10 protein-coding genes are annotated in these 14,976 nt (G+C 37.0%); 3 read left to right on the top strand and 7 right to left on the bottom strand.

The window, feature by feature from the left end; all coding sequences use genetic code 11:
* Positions 1–192: 192 nt before the first annotated feature.
* The 3 genes from ACEW8U_RS00725 to ACEW8U_RS00735 form a co-directional block, all read right to left on the bottom strand.
* On the bottom strand, positions 193–765 hold the full coding sequence (locus ACEW8U_RS00725) for a DUF1543 domain-containing protein (protein WP_373520113.1): 573 nt from the start codon (positions 763–765) through the stop codon (positions 193–195).
* A gap of 176 nt (positions 766–941) precedes the next feature.
* Entirely contained in the window at positions 942–1,913 is a 972-nt protein-coding gene (locus tag ACEW8U_RS00730) for an alpha/beta hydrolase family protein (RefSeq protein WP_373520114.1), read from the bottom strand.
* Between the two features lie 381 nt (positions 1,914–2,294).
* A complete protein-coding gene (locus ACEW8U_RS00735) occupies positions 2,295–3,431 on the bottom strand; it encodes a helix-turn-helix domain-containing protein (protein WP_373520115.1) in 1,137 nt (378 codons plus the stop codon).
* Between the two features lie 308 nt (positions 3,432–3,739).
* Between ACEW8U_RS00735 and ACEW8U_RS00740 the strand changes: the two genes are divergently transcribed.
* On the top strand, positions 3,740–4,813 hold the full coding sequence (locus tag ACEW8U_RS00740) for a serine hydrolase domain-containing protein (protein ID WP_373520116.1): 1,074 nt from the start codon (positions 3,740–3,742) through the stop codon (positions 4,811–4,813).
* A gap of 212 nt (positions 4,814–5,025) precedes the next feature.
* Here ACEW8U_RS00740 and ACEW8U_RS00745 read toward each other — a convergent pair whose 3' ends face one another.
* Positions 5,026–5,520 carry a hypothetical protein gene (locus ACEW8U_RS00745; RefSeq protein WP_373520117.1) on the bottom strand — a complete coding sequence of 165 codons (495 nt, stop codon included), beginning with the start codon at positions 5,518–5,520 and terminating at the stop codon, positions 5,026–5,028.
* 91 nt (positions 5,521–5,611) lie between these two features.
* Positions 5,612–7,288, bottom strand: coding sequence for a serine hydrolase (locus ACEW8U_RS00750; RefSeq protein ID WP_373520118.1), 1,677 nt, complete (start codon positions 7,286–7,288; stop codon positions 5,612–5,614).
* A gap of 243 nt (positions 7,289–7,531) precedes the next feature.
* Between ACEW8U_RS00750 and ACEW8U_RS00755 the strand changes: the two genes are divergently transcribed.
* The gene (locus ACEW8U_RS00755) at positions 7,532–12,043 is read left to right on the top strand and encodes a choice-of-anchor J domain-containing protein (protein ID WP_373520119.1); all 4,512 of its coding nucleotides are present in this window, start codon (positions 7,532–7,534) and stop codon (positions 12,041–12,043) included.
* Positions 12,044–12,207: 164 nt separating this feature from the next.
* Here the strand turns inward: ACEW8U_RS00755 and ACEW8U_RS00760 are convergent, their stop codons facing one another.
* Complete coding sequence (locus tag ACEW8U_RS00760; RefSeq protein WP_373520120.1) at positions 12,208–12,954, bottom strand: TerC family protein; 747 nt, start codon at positions 12,952–12,954, stop codon at positions 12,208–12,210.
* A 409-nt stretch (positions 12,955–13,363) separates the two neighbouring features.
* Here ACEW8U_RS00760 and ACEW8U_RS00765 point away from each other — a divergent pair, with 409 nt between their 5' ends.
* Positions 13,364–14,488: a 1-acyl-sn-glycerol-3-phosphate acyltransferase gene (locus tag ACEW8U_RS00765; RefSeq protein WP_373520121.1), complete on the top strand. Its 1,125-nt coding sequence runs from the start codon at positions 13,364–13,366 to the stop codon at positions 14,486–14,488.
* 45 nt (positions 14,489–14,533) lie between these two features.
* On the opposite strand, the gene ACEW8U_RS00770 is transcribed toward ACEW8U_RS00765, so the two are convergent.
* Positions 14,534–14,692 (bottom strand): hypothetical protein, encoded by a 159-nt coding sequence (locus tag ACEW8U_RS00770; RefSeq protein ID WP_373520122.1) that lies wholly within the window; start codon positions 14,690–14,692, stop codon positions 14,534–14,536.
* Positions 14,693–14,976: the final 284 nt, after the last annotated feature.

Here is a 14,976-nt window from a genome sequence, read left to right on the forward strand (position 1 = left end):
AAATCATACAAAAACAGATTTATTTGTTTATTTTGATTCCTCTTCCAGTATTAAATTTTAGTATAGCTAATTTCAAAAGCTCTTCCAAATTTTCTTGGTAATAACACCTGAATAAAGGTTTTGGAATAAATTGATCATGGGATTAATTTGAATTCTACGAAAAGTAAAAACAGAATTGTCATAATTTTAAAACTATAATTTATTTAAAAGTTGATAGCCAAGGTGAAGCTCATCTTCCTCAAGACTTGCAGTTTGGGAAATTGAAATAATGTAATTGGCTTTATATTTTTCATTTAGAACTTCCTGTACCTCACAAATATCATCCACATCTATTCCATATTTATCATCTATATGGGAAGGAGCTCCTTTAAATCCAACATGCTTATAAAATGAGGTTTGTTTGGACTTGTTTATGGCTTTCGCTTTACATATGTCAACTAATAACATTTTGTAATGAAACTCTTCAAACTCCCCTTTTTTATAACCTCCAAGATTAATAAAAAAAAGTTTGGGATTTTTTTCATCACTCTGAATATAATCTTTGTTTGTTTTGGGAAGTATTTTTATTTGGTGTCCATTTACATAATTTACTTCTCTCCAAGCATCAATGTGTATGCTTTTACCGGCATCGGGCCAAAAATTCCGGATATCTGAAGCCAGATCTTTTAATTCCCTTGCTATTCCAAAGAAAACATCATGTTGCTCAGTATTTCTACCCAAAGGTTTAGCACCTAAGAGAATCATATATAATTTCAAATCATTCATATAAATTAGGTATTAAGTCAAGGATAGTTAATGTAATTTAAACTAAAAAGAATTCAATAAGTCCTCAGAAATTCCAATAAGGATGAATAACAATTTCTGTGTATAATTTAGAATTTCTGATTAGGTCAATTCAAATCAACTTGGAGACTTTTTTGGCTTTTATTTGTAGTTTTCGATTAATTTTGAGCTTCTAAAACATTTCCTATCTCATTTTTAATCCAATCCACCATCACATCCTTGGTCTTCTCTGAAAATTTCAAGTCACTCCAAGCACCTTTGTAACAAAATGGAGATGTTTTAAAACTATGATTTTCTCCTACAGCAATGTGGTAGGAAAAGTTTTCCCGCAAGCCATTGGGATAAAGTTCGCTTAAGTGTTCCAAGCTCCAAGTAGGGTTGACCAACCTATCATTTTCGGCAAAAAGCAGTAATAAAGGTTTTTCAATGTTTGATAAATATTCCTTGGGATCAAACTTCCTGATTACTTTCAACTGTTTCCAATCTTCCTGCAATGGCAAAATCGAAACAATGGTCAAGTCTCTGTTCACCCTTCTTTTGGCCTTTTTCAAAGCTTTCTCGGCAGACATGTCTTTATTACAGATAAATGCGCTTTGATAATCATTGATCAGTTGTTTTTTGACATCAAAAGTGGGTCCGGCCATACTTACACCTCCTGCAAAAAAGTCCGGATATTCAGACAAACAAATCTGCACAATCCAACCGCCCTGACTATGGCCCACCACATAAATCTTCTCTTGGTCTATTTGGGGAACAGTCTTTAAAAATTCAGCGGCATGCATCGCATCCCTTGCCCGCTGTTCAAAATCCGCTTTGTACCAGACACCTTCTGATTCACCTACCCCACGCTTATCAAAATACAAGAATGCAACTTCATCATTCTCAAATGGTTCTTCAAAAAAGAATTCCAGAAAGTGTTTATAATCTTTGGAATATGAGCTATTGCCTCCTGATCCTATCAAAAATATGATGGCCGGGACTTTTTTGTTTTTTACGTGGGGTAGTATCAATTTCCCTTTTAGAAGGGCATCATCACTTTCGAACTGAACTGAAAGCGAATCCTTGGGAACCGCAATACTTGTATTGATACCGCTTGCAAAAAGGAGAAATATCATTGTTAAAGTTTTCATAGATAATATGATTTTGTGGGTTTTGGATCGATTTATTTTATGAGTAAGCTTGCTTTGCTGATACATCACATACTTTAAATTTCCAGACCGGAAAGTCAAAAAAAGTGTCTAATCATGCCAAAATCTTGGAGGGGAATATCCCATCCCCAAAACTTTCCCGACAACTTATTTTGAATTTGGAAAAAACCCAAAGAAAAAGTTTTCAGAAGTCCAATGATGATCAGTAGGTGAAAACCCAATTTTATATCTTGGTCTTTGTTTGGATTATTTGAACTGTGCTGTATCATGCCCCAAATTTACGAGAGTGAATTTTTGGAATGTTCAGGTTTAAAAAGTGGGACTTATTCAATCAAAATTTCGTGGTTACAATGCGAAACCATTTTAATCCGAAAAGCTTGACTCTTTTTTGAATTGGCTTGGTGTCATCCCGGTGTGTTTTTTGAAAGCTGTGTTGAAAGCTGTTTTAGAACTGAATCCTGCTTCGAAAGCAATTCCGATCATGGAGAGATGTGCTAACTTTTCTTCCAGCATCAATATCTTGGCTTCCTCTACCCGATATCCGTTAATAAGATCAAAAAAATTCTTTCCCAGACAGGTATTGATGGCTTGGGAAACTATATAGGGTCTTTCATCAATTTTTTCAGCCACATCTTTAATACTGATATTCTCCTCCTTATAAAACTTCTCGTTTTTCATCAGCGCTAATACGCTATCACCTACCAATTGTATTTCATCGCTGATTTTTTCATTAGAATCAATCTCATCCAATTCTTTCCCGGTAGATTCCGGAGCTTCAACAATTTTTTGCAGTTGATAGATCTGAGGAGTCAGTTTCCCTTTTATAGCAATGAAGTACATAAAAACCGTAGAGATAAGGGTTTTCATTACTCTGTGATAAGTACTTGTGCGACCGGAAAATCCAAAATAAACAAAGGCATAAACCAAGTCGATCAAAATAAGCAAAGACATAAAAAGGATGATCTGGTAGACAAACTTCAAACCAATGTTATTTAGGGAAGAAAAATTTCTCAAAACCTTTTCATGATATTCTTGGTATGCCCTGATCACTAAAAAGAGATAGAAGAAGGAAACCAGAAAATACCACCCAACTGTGAATAGTTCCAGATGAAGCCCCTCCAAGAATATCGGTGACCCTGATACCCTATTATAGATTACCAAGTTATCTAGTAAAATCACCACCAAATGCCATCCTTGTTTTTTCCAGACTATATTTTGATATAGGCTCTTGATAAAGAAGAGCAAGGCAATATTTGCCAAAAACCTTAATCCATAAATCATGAAAATCAAATCCGTACTGACAGCCTCTGTAATCCTTGTTGCTACCAATAAATGGGCAAATAGCAACAAAAAGATGCTCAATAACCAATTGGAAACTTTATGCCTTTCCGGATAGAACAATACCACAACTGCCAATATAAGACCCTGAATAGCACCCAAATAACTAAAATACTCAGTAATATTGTTTTCTAAGAAAAGCTGGATTTTATCGGAGTTCATCGAAATGCGTAAAATAAATATGGGCTAAGTAAATACTATAAAAAGACTTGCATCCAAAAGAAAAAAGGGTGTTTTTTCGGGAATTAGTCAACTTTTTTATAAAGGTGGAGAACTTGCATTATAGATATCTTTCAGCCAAAGGTTGCTGTCCAGAATGCTCAATCAAAGACAAGATAGTCAATAATTATCCTAAAATGAGTCCAGCTTTGAAAAATAGTACTTCCTGATAAAAGCCAGACCTTACCTTTATGTTGATAATCAAATGATGTTTTTCATTTTAGGTCAGAAATCAAAAAAATACTTTAACAATGGAAATAAGAGATATCAGTCACAAGATTCAGGAACATTTCTCCAGACAAATCAAAAAGGACACAAACCTCAATAATGCATTTTTGCTGGTTCACTCCCAAAAAGCTGGGCTGCATCTCAACATTGGCTCAGGACATAGGCAGACTGAAATAAACACACAACAACCGCAGTATATGGCAAGTGTGGGCAAACTGTTTACTTCAACAATGATATCCATTTTTCAGGAAAAGGGATACCTCAATTTCCAGGACAAAATAGCTGGTTATTTGGAATCTGATATCATGGATCGCCTACATGTTTTTAAAGATACTGATTATTCAGGCGAGATCAGGATCAGTCATTTACTTAATCAGACTTCCGGTTTGTACGATTGTTTTTGGCCTTTATTGCAAAACCTAATGAATGACCCTAATTTCAAGATATGTCCCAAAGATGCCATTCAATGGGGTAAGGGAAACTTATCTCCTAAATTTAAGCCGGGCACAAAGCATTATTATTCAGATACCAATTACTACCTGCTTGGATTGATTCTCGAAAGCGTTTCCAAAAAACCATTTCATGAGCTTTTGCACCAATATATTTTTGATCCCTTGAAAATGGATTCCGCTTATGTACTTGGATATTCAAAACCTAAAGTGCAACCTGATTATTCATTGGCAGGTTTTTATGTAGAAAATAAAGACATCTCTCAACTAGAAAACTATCCGGGAATAGATTATTCAGGAGGAGGTGTCGTGGCTACGATGGAAGATCTTTTGATTTTTATGAAGGCCTTGGTCAATAATAAACTGATCAAAAACCATACTCTAACCATGATGATGGAAGACCGGAAATCCCTCAACCTGAGCATTAATTATGGTTATGGAATCTGGATGTTCAAAAAAATACCTTTGTTGTTACCGAGGTCCATGTATTGTTGGGGTTGTGTAGGCGCTACAGGTGCATTTATGTTTTATCATCCGAATTCGGAGTCCTTCATCATCGGGAATTTCAATAACCTTGCCTACCGTACAAAAGCCATTCAATTCATGTTATTTAAAGTGGTGAAAGAGTTGGTAAAAATTAAAAATTAACAAAGCCTGAATTTTTATTAGGCTTAACATTTATTTATCTACATGTATGTACGCAATGATGCCAGTAAAATGGTAATTCAATATAAATCTCGCCAGGAAACTTAAATGTCCAGTACATCGGACTTCGGACATCGGACTTCCAACCGGTTTGCAGTAGAATATTGGGTACTGGCAAAGAATAGTACAACCATTTTTATTTATTCATCAAAACTTTAAATCAAAATCAAAAGGATCCATATAAGAAGAATGATGGGGAAGAACACAATCAAATCCTTATTGATCTTTGCAGCGGTGAAAAGTCCACAAGCCAATAAAATTTCTTTGTCTTTGGGTTCTAAACGATGGAATTCTAAATCATTATCCTCTTTTTCTATGGATATTTTCCCTTGTCTTAACACCCAATTCCCATTAAAAAAACTCCGAAGAGAAAATTGATAAGGACCTTCTTCAACCAGATTGATTTGGGCCATGTTTCTAAAGGCATGTAAATGTATATACCCTACGGATTTCCCTTCCCTATAAACCCTAAATGAGTTTCCAATGAAATCTAGCGGGAGAAATTTGTATAATTCTTTTCCGGTATAATAAGCTGAATTATTGAAAAAAGGCAATCTCAGTGTTCCAATTATCCCTTCAGCATCCAAGACATAGGTTATAGCCGAAAACAGATTTTTCTTTTGAATTTTCAGGTTGTATATATTGCGCATAACTAATTATTCAAATAAGTAAAACCTTCCTTTCAGATTCATTTGAGTATTAATGAAATCCGAGAGGAAGGTTTGATTGGGTAGTTAAAATTTAGTTGGTTTTTTCAAATGGGATATTCCTAAGCCTGCCCACATCTTTGATCACAAAGCCATTGATGTTTTTGCGTATATCTCGGGAAAACTCAATTATTCCCAATTTATCCACTTTGAATTTGTCACCGTCAAGATGAACAAGAGGAAGGTTCTCAAGTCCCAAATAAGTTTTGATGGTCTTGGGCATAACTAGAATGGGCTCATTATTTTGAAGAGTGATGTTGTAATTTACTTCCAAATCAGGATTGGTATATAGTCCAAGAATTTGTTCTGTAGAGGGTCCTGCTAAGGGCTTTTGGCCCGATACCTTTTTTCCGGGAAATTCCTTTCCACTTTGATGCCAGATCAATTCATCAACTTTCCCATCCGAACCAATCAAAAATTCACTTTTTGCAGGGATTTCATTCAAAAAGAATTTATTGGGAGACTCAGCATGCATTTCAAATTCAGGAGCATCGGGTATTAGGAGAAACAAAGAATTTTCTTTGACTTTAAAAGTCAAAACCATTCCATCATCCATACTGTAGGCACCTTCGAATTTTTTCAGTTGATCAGCCCCCAAAGCTATGACTACATCATTGGCTTTTTCATCTTCAAAATAATCTGCAAGCAGTGATTCCGCTACCACTTTGGTAATTGTTGCTGTACTGATATTTTGATTGTTGGCAGCCACTCCAATAAACAGGTCATGTTCAGGAAACCAAGAAAAATATGCAGAAAAGCCCATGGTTCCGCCACTATGACTGACAACTTTAACCCCCTTTATCTCAGTTAAATTAAGACCATAGGTATAATTCAGATCAGAACCATCTGCAAGTTTAACCGCAGGAGTTACCATCCTATCTTTGATTGCTGCTGATATAATCCGGGGTTGGTAAAAATGCCTGCCCCATATCAGCATATCCTCTAAACTCATATATAGATTGGTGCCGCCAGAAACAGATTCAGATTCAGTATTGGTTCTTGCTATTGAATTTCCAGCCTTCTTATAGCCACTTGCTCTATTTGGAATGGTTTTCCCAGCCTTGGAATAGGCAAAAGAATTGGTCATTCCTAAAGGACTAAAAATTTGACTTTCAATGTAATTACCAAATTCCATTCCGGTGACTTCTTCGACTATTTTTGCCAAAAGAACGTATCCTGCATTGGAATAAAGGTATTCATCACCGGGAGTGAAATTGAGAACCCGATAGTTTTTAATCAAGTCAATATCATCCTCTGTAGTCCAAGGGGTCTCTAAAGATATCCCAGCAAAGAGTCGAATATTGTCTGTAGAACCCAGACCACTTGTATGATGCATCAAATTCCTTAAAGAAATCTTCTCGCCATAATCCGGCAAATCTGGAATGTATTTTTGAATGGGGTCATCCAAGTCCAGTCTGCCCTCTTCTTCCAGCTTCAGAATGGCAATTGCAGTGATATGTTTGGATACTGATGCGAGGTTAAATGTGGTTTTTTCAGTAATTGGCATTTGGTAATCAAGATTCATCATACCATAGCTTTTTTCGAGAATGGTTTCCGAGCCTTTGGTAATTCCCAATACAAATCCCGGAGCTTCAGGACCTGAATATATGTTTGCTAGGGAGTCGATTTTAAACTCAAGATGCTGATTTTGTTGAGCAATGATTGGCAAGGCTAAAATCATCAAGCTCAACAAGGCTGTTAATTTTTTCATGTTAAATTGGTTTAGGTTTTTTCGTAAAGATTTTACAGTCTCAAACCTAAGCTAATTTGAAAAATTGCGGGTTCGGCTTTGGAAAACTGAACGTATTAACATCACAAATAGAATATTCCTTAAAAAAAAACTACAAAAAGCCCACCACACAATTTTTTAACATTCTAATAACAATCCCATTCGCCTTTTGGTCTAAAGAAAACCTACTTTTAGAGCTATGTTCACAAACAATTTAAAAAATTCATGAAACAACCTTTACTTAAAAATTTACTTACGGTCGCTTTAATGGTATTTTGGGTATTAAATATAAAGGCCCAAACTCTCGCCTCCTGGAATTTTGCCGGGGAACCAGGCAATCAGGAATTCACTACCGGGACAGGCAGTGCCAATATCATTCCTTTGAACTTTACCCGGGGAGCAGATATTATTGGTACCCTTGCGGGTAACTCCATCAGTTCTGCTGGCTGGGATTCAGGAGAAAACAGGTATTTCAGTTTTGGGATATCCATTGAAGAGGGGTTTCAAGCCAAGCTTTCAAAATTGATCATTGCAACCCGATCCTCTGGAACAGGCCCTGGAGAACTGGCCTTAAGGTATAGCTTGGATGGTTTTTCTTCGAATATTTCAACTTGGACCCAAGTAGGCATTACCTTCAATAATCAGGAAATTGACCTTTCTTCATTGCCTACGTTGACTGAAAATGTTGAATTCAGAATTGTAAGTACTAGTAATGTTTCAGCAAATGGCGGCACGGTAGCCCCAACAGGAACCTTCAGGGTCACTAATTTTATTCCGGGTGATTTGGCTGTAGCTATTAATGGAGAAGTAGATCCGATCAACAATACTGATCCGGAAACTACACTTACACTAGCTCAGTGGGATTTTGCAGGACAACCTGGAAATCAGGACTTCACAACAGGTACTGGAAGTTTAAATATCAATGCGAGAAATTTCGGAAGAGGTTCTGGAATAATTCCTTCATCTGCAAACAATTCCATTAGTGGCTCCAATTGGAGTGCCGATGAAAATGACTATTTTACTTTTGGAATTACAATAGAACCAGGATTTGAAGTGGAATTGGAGAACCTTGTGATTGCTACACGTTCTTCGAACACCGGACCAGGCGACCTGGCTTTAAGGTATAGTGTTGATAATTTCGGATCAGATTTAGCAAATTGGACCAATACAGGAACCAATTTCTCCAATGAAACATTAGACCTTTCCAATATCAATCTGATCTCAGGGGATGTAGAATTCAGAGTAGTAGTCACAAGCAATAGATCCGCAGCAAATGGAGAAATAATGACTGCAGGAACATTAAGGGCCGGTAACTTCTTTGTTTCAGCCGGAAACTTTCTACCAGTCCAATTCAATGGAACCATAAGGGAAATTCCACCTATAGAGCCTGAAGTTATCCTCAATTATAATTTCACCGGTGAACCTGGAAACCAAGATTTCACTTCTCCTAATTTAGTCGCAGATGGATTGGCGGGTTTGAATTTCACGAGAGGCTCAGACCTAAATCCAACAGCAGCTGGTGGTTCCATCAGTTCCAGTGGATGGAATTCTGGAAATGAGAGGTTTTTCATTTTCGGATTTACAGTGGCACCGGACAGATTGGTTGATCTGAGCAATCTCAAATTAGGGACAAGGTCTTCCGGCACTGGTCCTAAAAATCTAGCATTAAGATATAGTGGTGACAATTTTACAAGTGATCTGGCAATTTGGGAACAGGTTGGAACGGCATTCAACAATCAGGACATTGACCTTTCAGGTCTTACAAATCTTTCAGGCAATGTTGAGTTCAGAATTGTCAGTACTAGCGATGTGTCTGCAAATGGTGGGACAATTGCAGCAGGAGGAACTTTAAGGGTAACTAATTTCTTCCCAGATGATGTTGGTGTCACATTCATAGGTATTGTAAAAGAAGCCGAAGGTGTCATCATCCCGGGATTGTCGGTTGATCCTGCTTCATTGGATTTTGGTTCTGTAAGCATAGCTGACGAAGCTCCAGTACTTACTTATGAACTCACTGCAGTGAATCTTGAAAGTGGTGTGACTGTAACTGCCACCGCTCCTTATTCAGTCTCGAAAGATGGCGTTAGCTTCTCTGCTTCTGTTGAATTCACGGTAGAAGAATTAGCAACTGCAAAAACAGTATTTGTACAGCTTGACAATAGCGCTGAAGGCAACTTCAATTCAGCCATAACAAATCAGACAGAAGGTGCGATTCCAGTATCTGTAAGTGTTACAGGTTCTGTATTCGATCCATTCAATATCACTGAGGACTTCAACAGTATCTGTCAAACCAATAACGGCCCAATTGGAGGTGCTTGGTCTGCAGTAAGTGTAGAAGGAGATCAGGTATGGGCTTGCACCAATTTCGGTAGGGCTGATACTTCTCCTACAGCCTCAGCGCCATTTGGGGTACAGATCAATGGTTTTGCAGCTGGTGCCCCAAGATTGAACGAAGACTGGTTGATATCACCGGCTTTTGACCTTACAGGATTCAATATTCCTTTGCTTTCTTTCTACAGCAGGGTTGCATTCAATGGGCCAAGATTGAAATTAGTGATTTCTACCGATTATGTAGAAGGAGTTCCAAATACTGGCACTTGGATAGAATTGGAAGACAGATTTGCCAATGGTGATGTGTGGACCTTCTCTGGCGAGTTAGACCTAAGTGCATATTTAGACCAAAGTATCAGGTTGGCAATTGTTTATAACTCCTCTCCTGAAGAAAATGCAGCAAGATGGACTTTGGATGAATTTGAATTGAGAAGCTCAGATGTACCTGCCGCTCCATTCTTCTCCAATAATATTGGCAACGTGGATTACTTCCATTTTGGAATTATTCCCACTGGAACTGTTTCATCAGAAACAAGATCATTCAACTTTACCCTTAGCAACCCAATTGCTCCATTGAGCATCAATAGTGGCGAAGTAGGTGGGTTTGAGTTTTCCAAAGATGGCGAAGTATTTAGCCCATCGCTTAACTATCAAATTGGGGAATTGTCAGGCACTCAAACTGTGACTGTAAGATTTGCTCCTATATCAGAAGGTGCATTCAGCGGCCCAATCACATTTGAATCCGGTGATATCAATGTCAAAAGGGGCTATTTAAGCGGTGCCACGGTTACAAAAGAGAAGACTTTTGATGTAGTCAACTGGAATATAGAATGGTTTGGTGCTGCTGGAAACGGCCCTAGCAATCTTGACTTGCAATTGCAGAATGTAAAAACCTTAATCGAAGATTTGGATGCGGATGTATATGCATTCCAAGAAATCACAGGTTTGGAAAAATTGAATGAGTTGATCGAATCATTGGAAGATTATGAGGGAATAGTTTCTCCGGCGGCTTCACAAGGACCAGAAAACTTTGAAACGGCACAAAAGCTAGTTTTCCTTTACAAAAAATCAACAGTAGAGCCTATCAAAACGCGGATACTTTTAGAAGGTGTTCAAGAATCTGATTTGGTAGGTTATCCTTCTCCACCGGACAGATTCTGGGCAAGTGGAAGACTTCCTTTCTTGTTGGAAGTCAAAACAAATATTGACGGAGTTCAGCAGAAATTTAACCTTATCAACATCCATGCAAGGTCTAACGGTGGTGGAGAAAGTGCTACCAACCCAAGGTATGCCATGAGAAGGTATGATGTGAATGTGCTCAAAGATTCCCTAGATCTCTATTATGCCAATGTTCCTTTGATTATCTTAGGTGATTATAATGATGATTTGGATGAAACAGTTGCCGATCAAAGCGCACCAACTGTCAATACTTCTGAAACGTCATTTATCAATTATATAAACGATCCGGAAAAATACACTCCAGTCACTTTAAGTTTGAGTAATGCAGGTTTGAGAACATTCCCTTCATTTGAAAACGTGATTGATCACTTGATGATATCCAATGAACTCAATGACAACTTACTGGTAAACTCTGAAAGGATAGTGGTACCATTTGATTTGATTCCAAACTACCTGAACACTACTTCTGATCACCTTGCTGTCAAAACAAGGTTTGAAGTAAGCTGTAATATTATTTCAGGTCAGATCATCGGGCCAAATGAAGTATGTGCTGGAAGTGAATTCAATCTATTGTTTGTAGGAGGAGACTTTGCCAACATCGTAGCGTGGGAGATCTCAACAGATAATGGCACTACATGGGATCCTATTGAGTCATCACATGCTAAAGATGAAATAACAGCTTCTCCAATCAATGCTTCTGCATCATTCAGGGTCTTGATGGAATCTAATTTATGTTTTGCCTATTCTGAGGTATTTGAAACAGAATTGGTTGAATTACCTCAGCCTGTCATCTATTTCGAAAGAGGACTTTTAAATACCATTGAAGGTGATTATACATACTATTGGTATAAAAACGACATCCTTATAACTACCACTATTGTGAATTCTACAAGGATTCAGGGAGCTGGTAATTATAAAGTCATCATAGAAAATGAATCTGATTGCCAATCAATATCTGAATCTTTCAGGTTTCCTCAACAAATCAGGATAGGGTCGGTTCGGGTATTCCCTAACCCTTCTAGTTATTTGGTATCAGTCATTACCAAAAACATCGAGGGCTTGGTCAACGTGGAATTGTTTACATCTGCAGGTGCCAAAATCGCCAGTAAATTGACAGATGAAGGATATGCCGAGTTTGATGTATCAGGTTTGGCAAAAGGCGTTTATCTCATTGTAATCACAGATAGAAATGGCCAAAGTACAGTAGAAAGACTTCTGGTAGATTAAAATAAAATTTCTTTAGATCACTTTTACCAATAGAAGCTGTTCACTTGGGACAGCTTCTTTTTTTTCAATCATAATTATGTAATGAATTTTCCACTATTTGACCCTAAACAAAGAAACTAAGATGTTATGATTAAATAGTGAGAATTTTCATTATTGCGATTAAATCATTTCTGAACAATCCTCGGATTGAGTTTGACCTTTTTCCCTTCGGTTTTCCTTCGAATCCGCATATTGACCAATTCTACTCCAAGAGAAAAGAACACCGCAAAATAGATGTAACCTTTAGGAACTTCTACATGGAATCCTTCCACCAAAAGCATAAATCCTATCAATATCAAGAAAGATAAGGCCAAGACCTGAAGAGTGGGGTTTTTATTGATAAACCGGCTGATCTTACCTGCAAAGACCATCATTACCACCATTGCGATAATAACCGCAATAATCATCACAAGTACCTCATCCACCAATCCCACCGCGGTAAGAATACTGTCAAATGAAAAAATCACATCCAATAAAATGATTTGAAAAATCACTTGAGATAGACTTTTGGCTGTGTTTGCTTTTACCTCTTCGGCTTTTCCTTCCATTTTGTGGTGGATCTCTAAAGTCGATTTGAACAAAAGAAACAGGCCCCCAAATGCCAAAATCAAATCTTTGCCACTGAGATCAAAATCAAAAACAGTGATCAGGGGTTCATTAAACTTGATGATGTAGGATATCCCCAGCAATAAACCTATCCTAAATATCATAGCGAAAGCAAGTCCAAGTATTCTGGCTTTTTCCTGCTGATTTTCGGGAAGCTTATTGGATATAATTGATATGAATATGATGTTATCCACTCCCAGAACAATTTCCAGGAAGGTTAATGTGGCTAAAGCAATCCACGTTTCTGTTAAAAGGAAAATTTCCATTTGTATTTTTTTGTATAGAATTAAAGTAGGAAAAGGGGAATCGAATTGATTTCCCTTTGTAAAATTATATCATTTAAGATATATTATAAAATCAGGTCATTAGTCAGATAAAGTAAGCATTAGCGAATCCCCGGGCAATTCATTTTTAAACGAATCGGAAACATAAATTGGTATATTATCAATTTTAGAATCTTCAGCATTAGAAAAATAAGACAAAACCAACCCTTGAAAAATCAAGGTTAGGATAAATGTTATTCCTAAAAATTGCTTGAAATATTCACTCATTTTAAAGATTCAAAATCCTACGAATCATTGCTCAAAATATATACCAGATTTTCAATTTTACCAAATAAATAAAACCCCATTTGCCTAAAATTTACTTTCTTTGCAATTCAGCAACCCAGTAAAAATGTCTCGATTTGAAGATATAAGACCTTACTACGATACAGAAGTCAATGATGCCATCAAAGAGATCATTGACCATCCCATGCTTAAGGCCATGATGAATTTTACTTTCCCTGGGGCAAGTGATGCTTATTGGAGAGACCTGATGTTGCATTGTCACTCCATACGAGACTTTCAGATCAATTTTATTTATCCCGGAGTAAAGAGAGTCCTTGAAAGCAGTTCAAATGGACTCAGCACCTCTGGATTTGAAAAACTCGAAAAGAATACCTCATACCTGTTTATTTCCAATCACAGAGACATCATCCTTGACACATCCCTACTCAACACCAGCTTATATGAACATGGATTGTCTATGACCACATCGGCAATCGGTGATAACCTTGTCAAAAAGCCATTTCTGAGAACTTTGGCAAGAATTACCCGGAACTTCATTATCAAAAGAGGCTTGTCTTCACGGGAATTGCTGGAAGCTTCCAAAACAGTCTCTTCCTACATTAGAACGGCACTGCTACGTGAAAACCGATCTGTATGGATTGCACAAAGAGAAGGCAGGACCAAGGACGGCAATGATATGACCCATAAAGGAGTTCTTAAGATGATTGCCATGGCTTCCAATGAGGGTGAAAGTTTATTGGATTATTTCAAAAGAATCAATATCGTACCGATCAGCATTTCTTATGAATACGATCCTACTGATATTCTTAAGATGCCCGAACTTTTGGCCAAGGCAAGATCCGAAGCTTATATCAAAGGTGAAAATGAAGATTTTCATACCCTCCTTAGCGGGATCCTTGGACAGAAAAACAGAATTCATATTCATGTTGGAGACTTATTGACTGATCAAATCGAAGATATTCAAAAATCAGTTTCCGGTCCGGCAAAACAATTACAAGCTTTTGCAGAACTGATAGATCAACAGATCATCACAGGCTATAAACTTTGGCCGACCAAGTACATTGCCTATGACCTGTTGCATGATGGTAAAGAATTCTCCGATAAATATACCTCAGATGAGAAAGCTCATTTCGAAGCAAGATTTCAAAAAGGTGTAGACTTAAATGATAGTGTAGCAGTCAGTAATTTTCTTGCCATGTATGCAAATCCGGTAGTCAATCAAAAAAACTAAAAAAAAAAATTGAAATTTAATTCCCTCATTTCTTCAAATTCAATCTTAACTGATTGACCCTTTTCTTTTGATGATTTTATAGAAAAATCCATCAAAAAGTATTTCCTTGACACAAAATTGGACTTCTCTGAAAATCAGAAAACCATTATATTTTTCATAAAGCCAAATGGTCTTTAAAAGTTCATTTTTATTGAATGATGTCATGAATTTTATTTCTTGAGTTTATTCTTCGATTTTGATTGATTTACTTGTTTTTATGGTCCAACAACTCGAATTTTAAATCCGGTTCATTTTTTTTCATTAAAATAATCGGTCACCAGGACAGCTATTCATCGACAATGGAAATTAATGATTCTAAATACAAAACAATATTTGATGTAACTCCCGTTGCCATCTGGGAATTTGATTTTTCAGACATCAAAAAGCATCTGATAGAAAATGGATTATTTGGCCAATCATCCACATTTGTTGAAAATACGCTAAAGGAT

Source organism: Aquiflexum sp. (assembly GCF_041751335.1).
GTDB lineage: Bacteria > Bacteroidota > Bacteroidia > Cytophagales > Cyclobacteriaceae > Aquiflexum.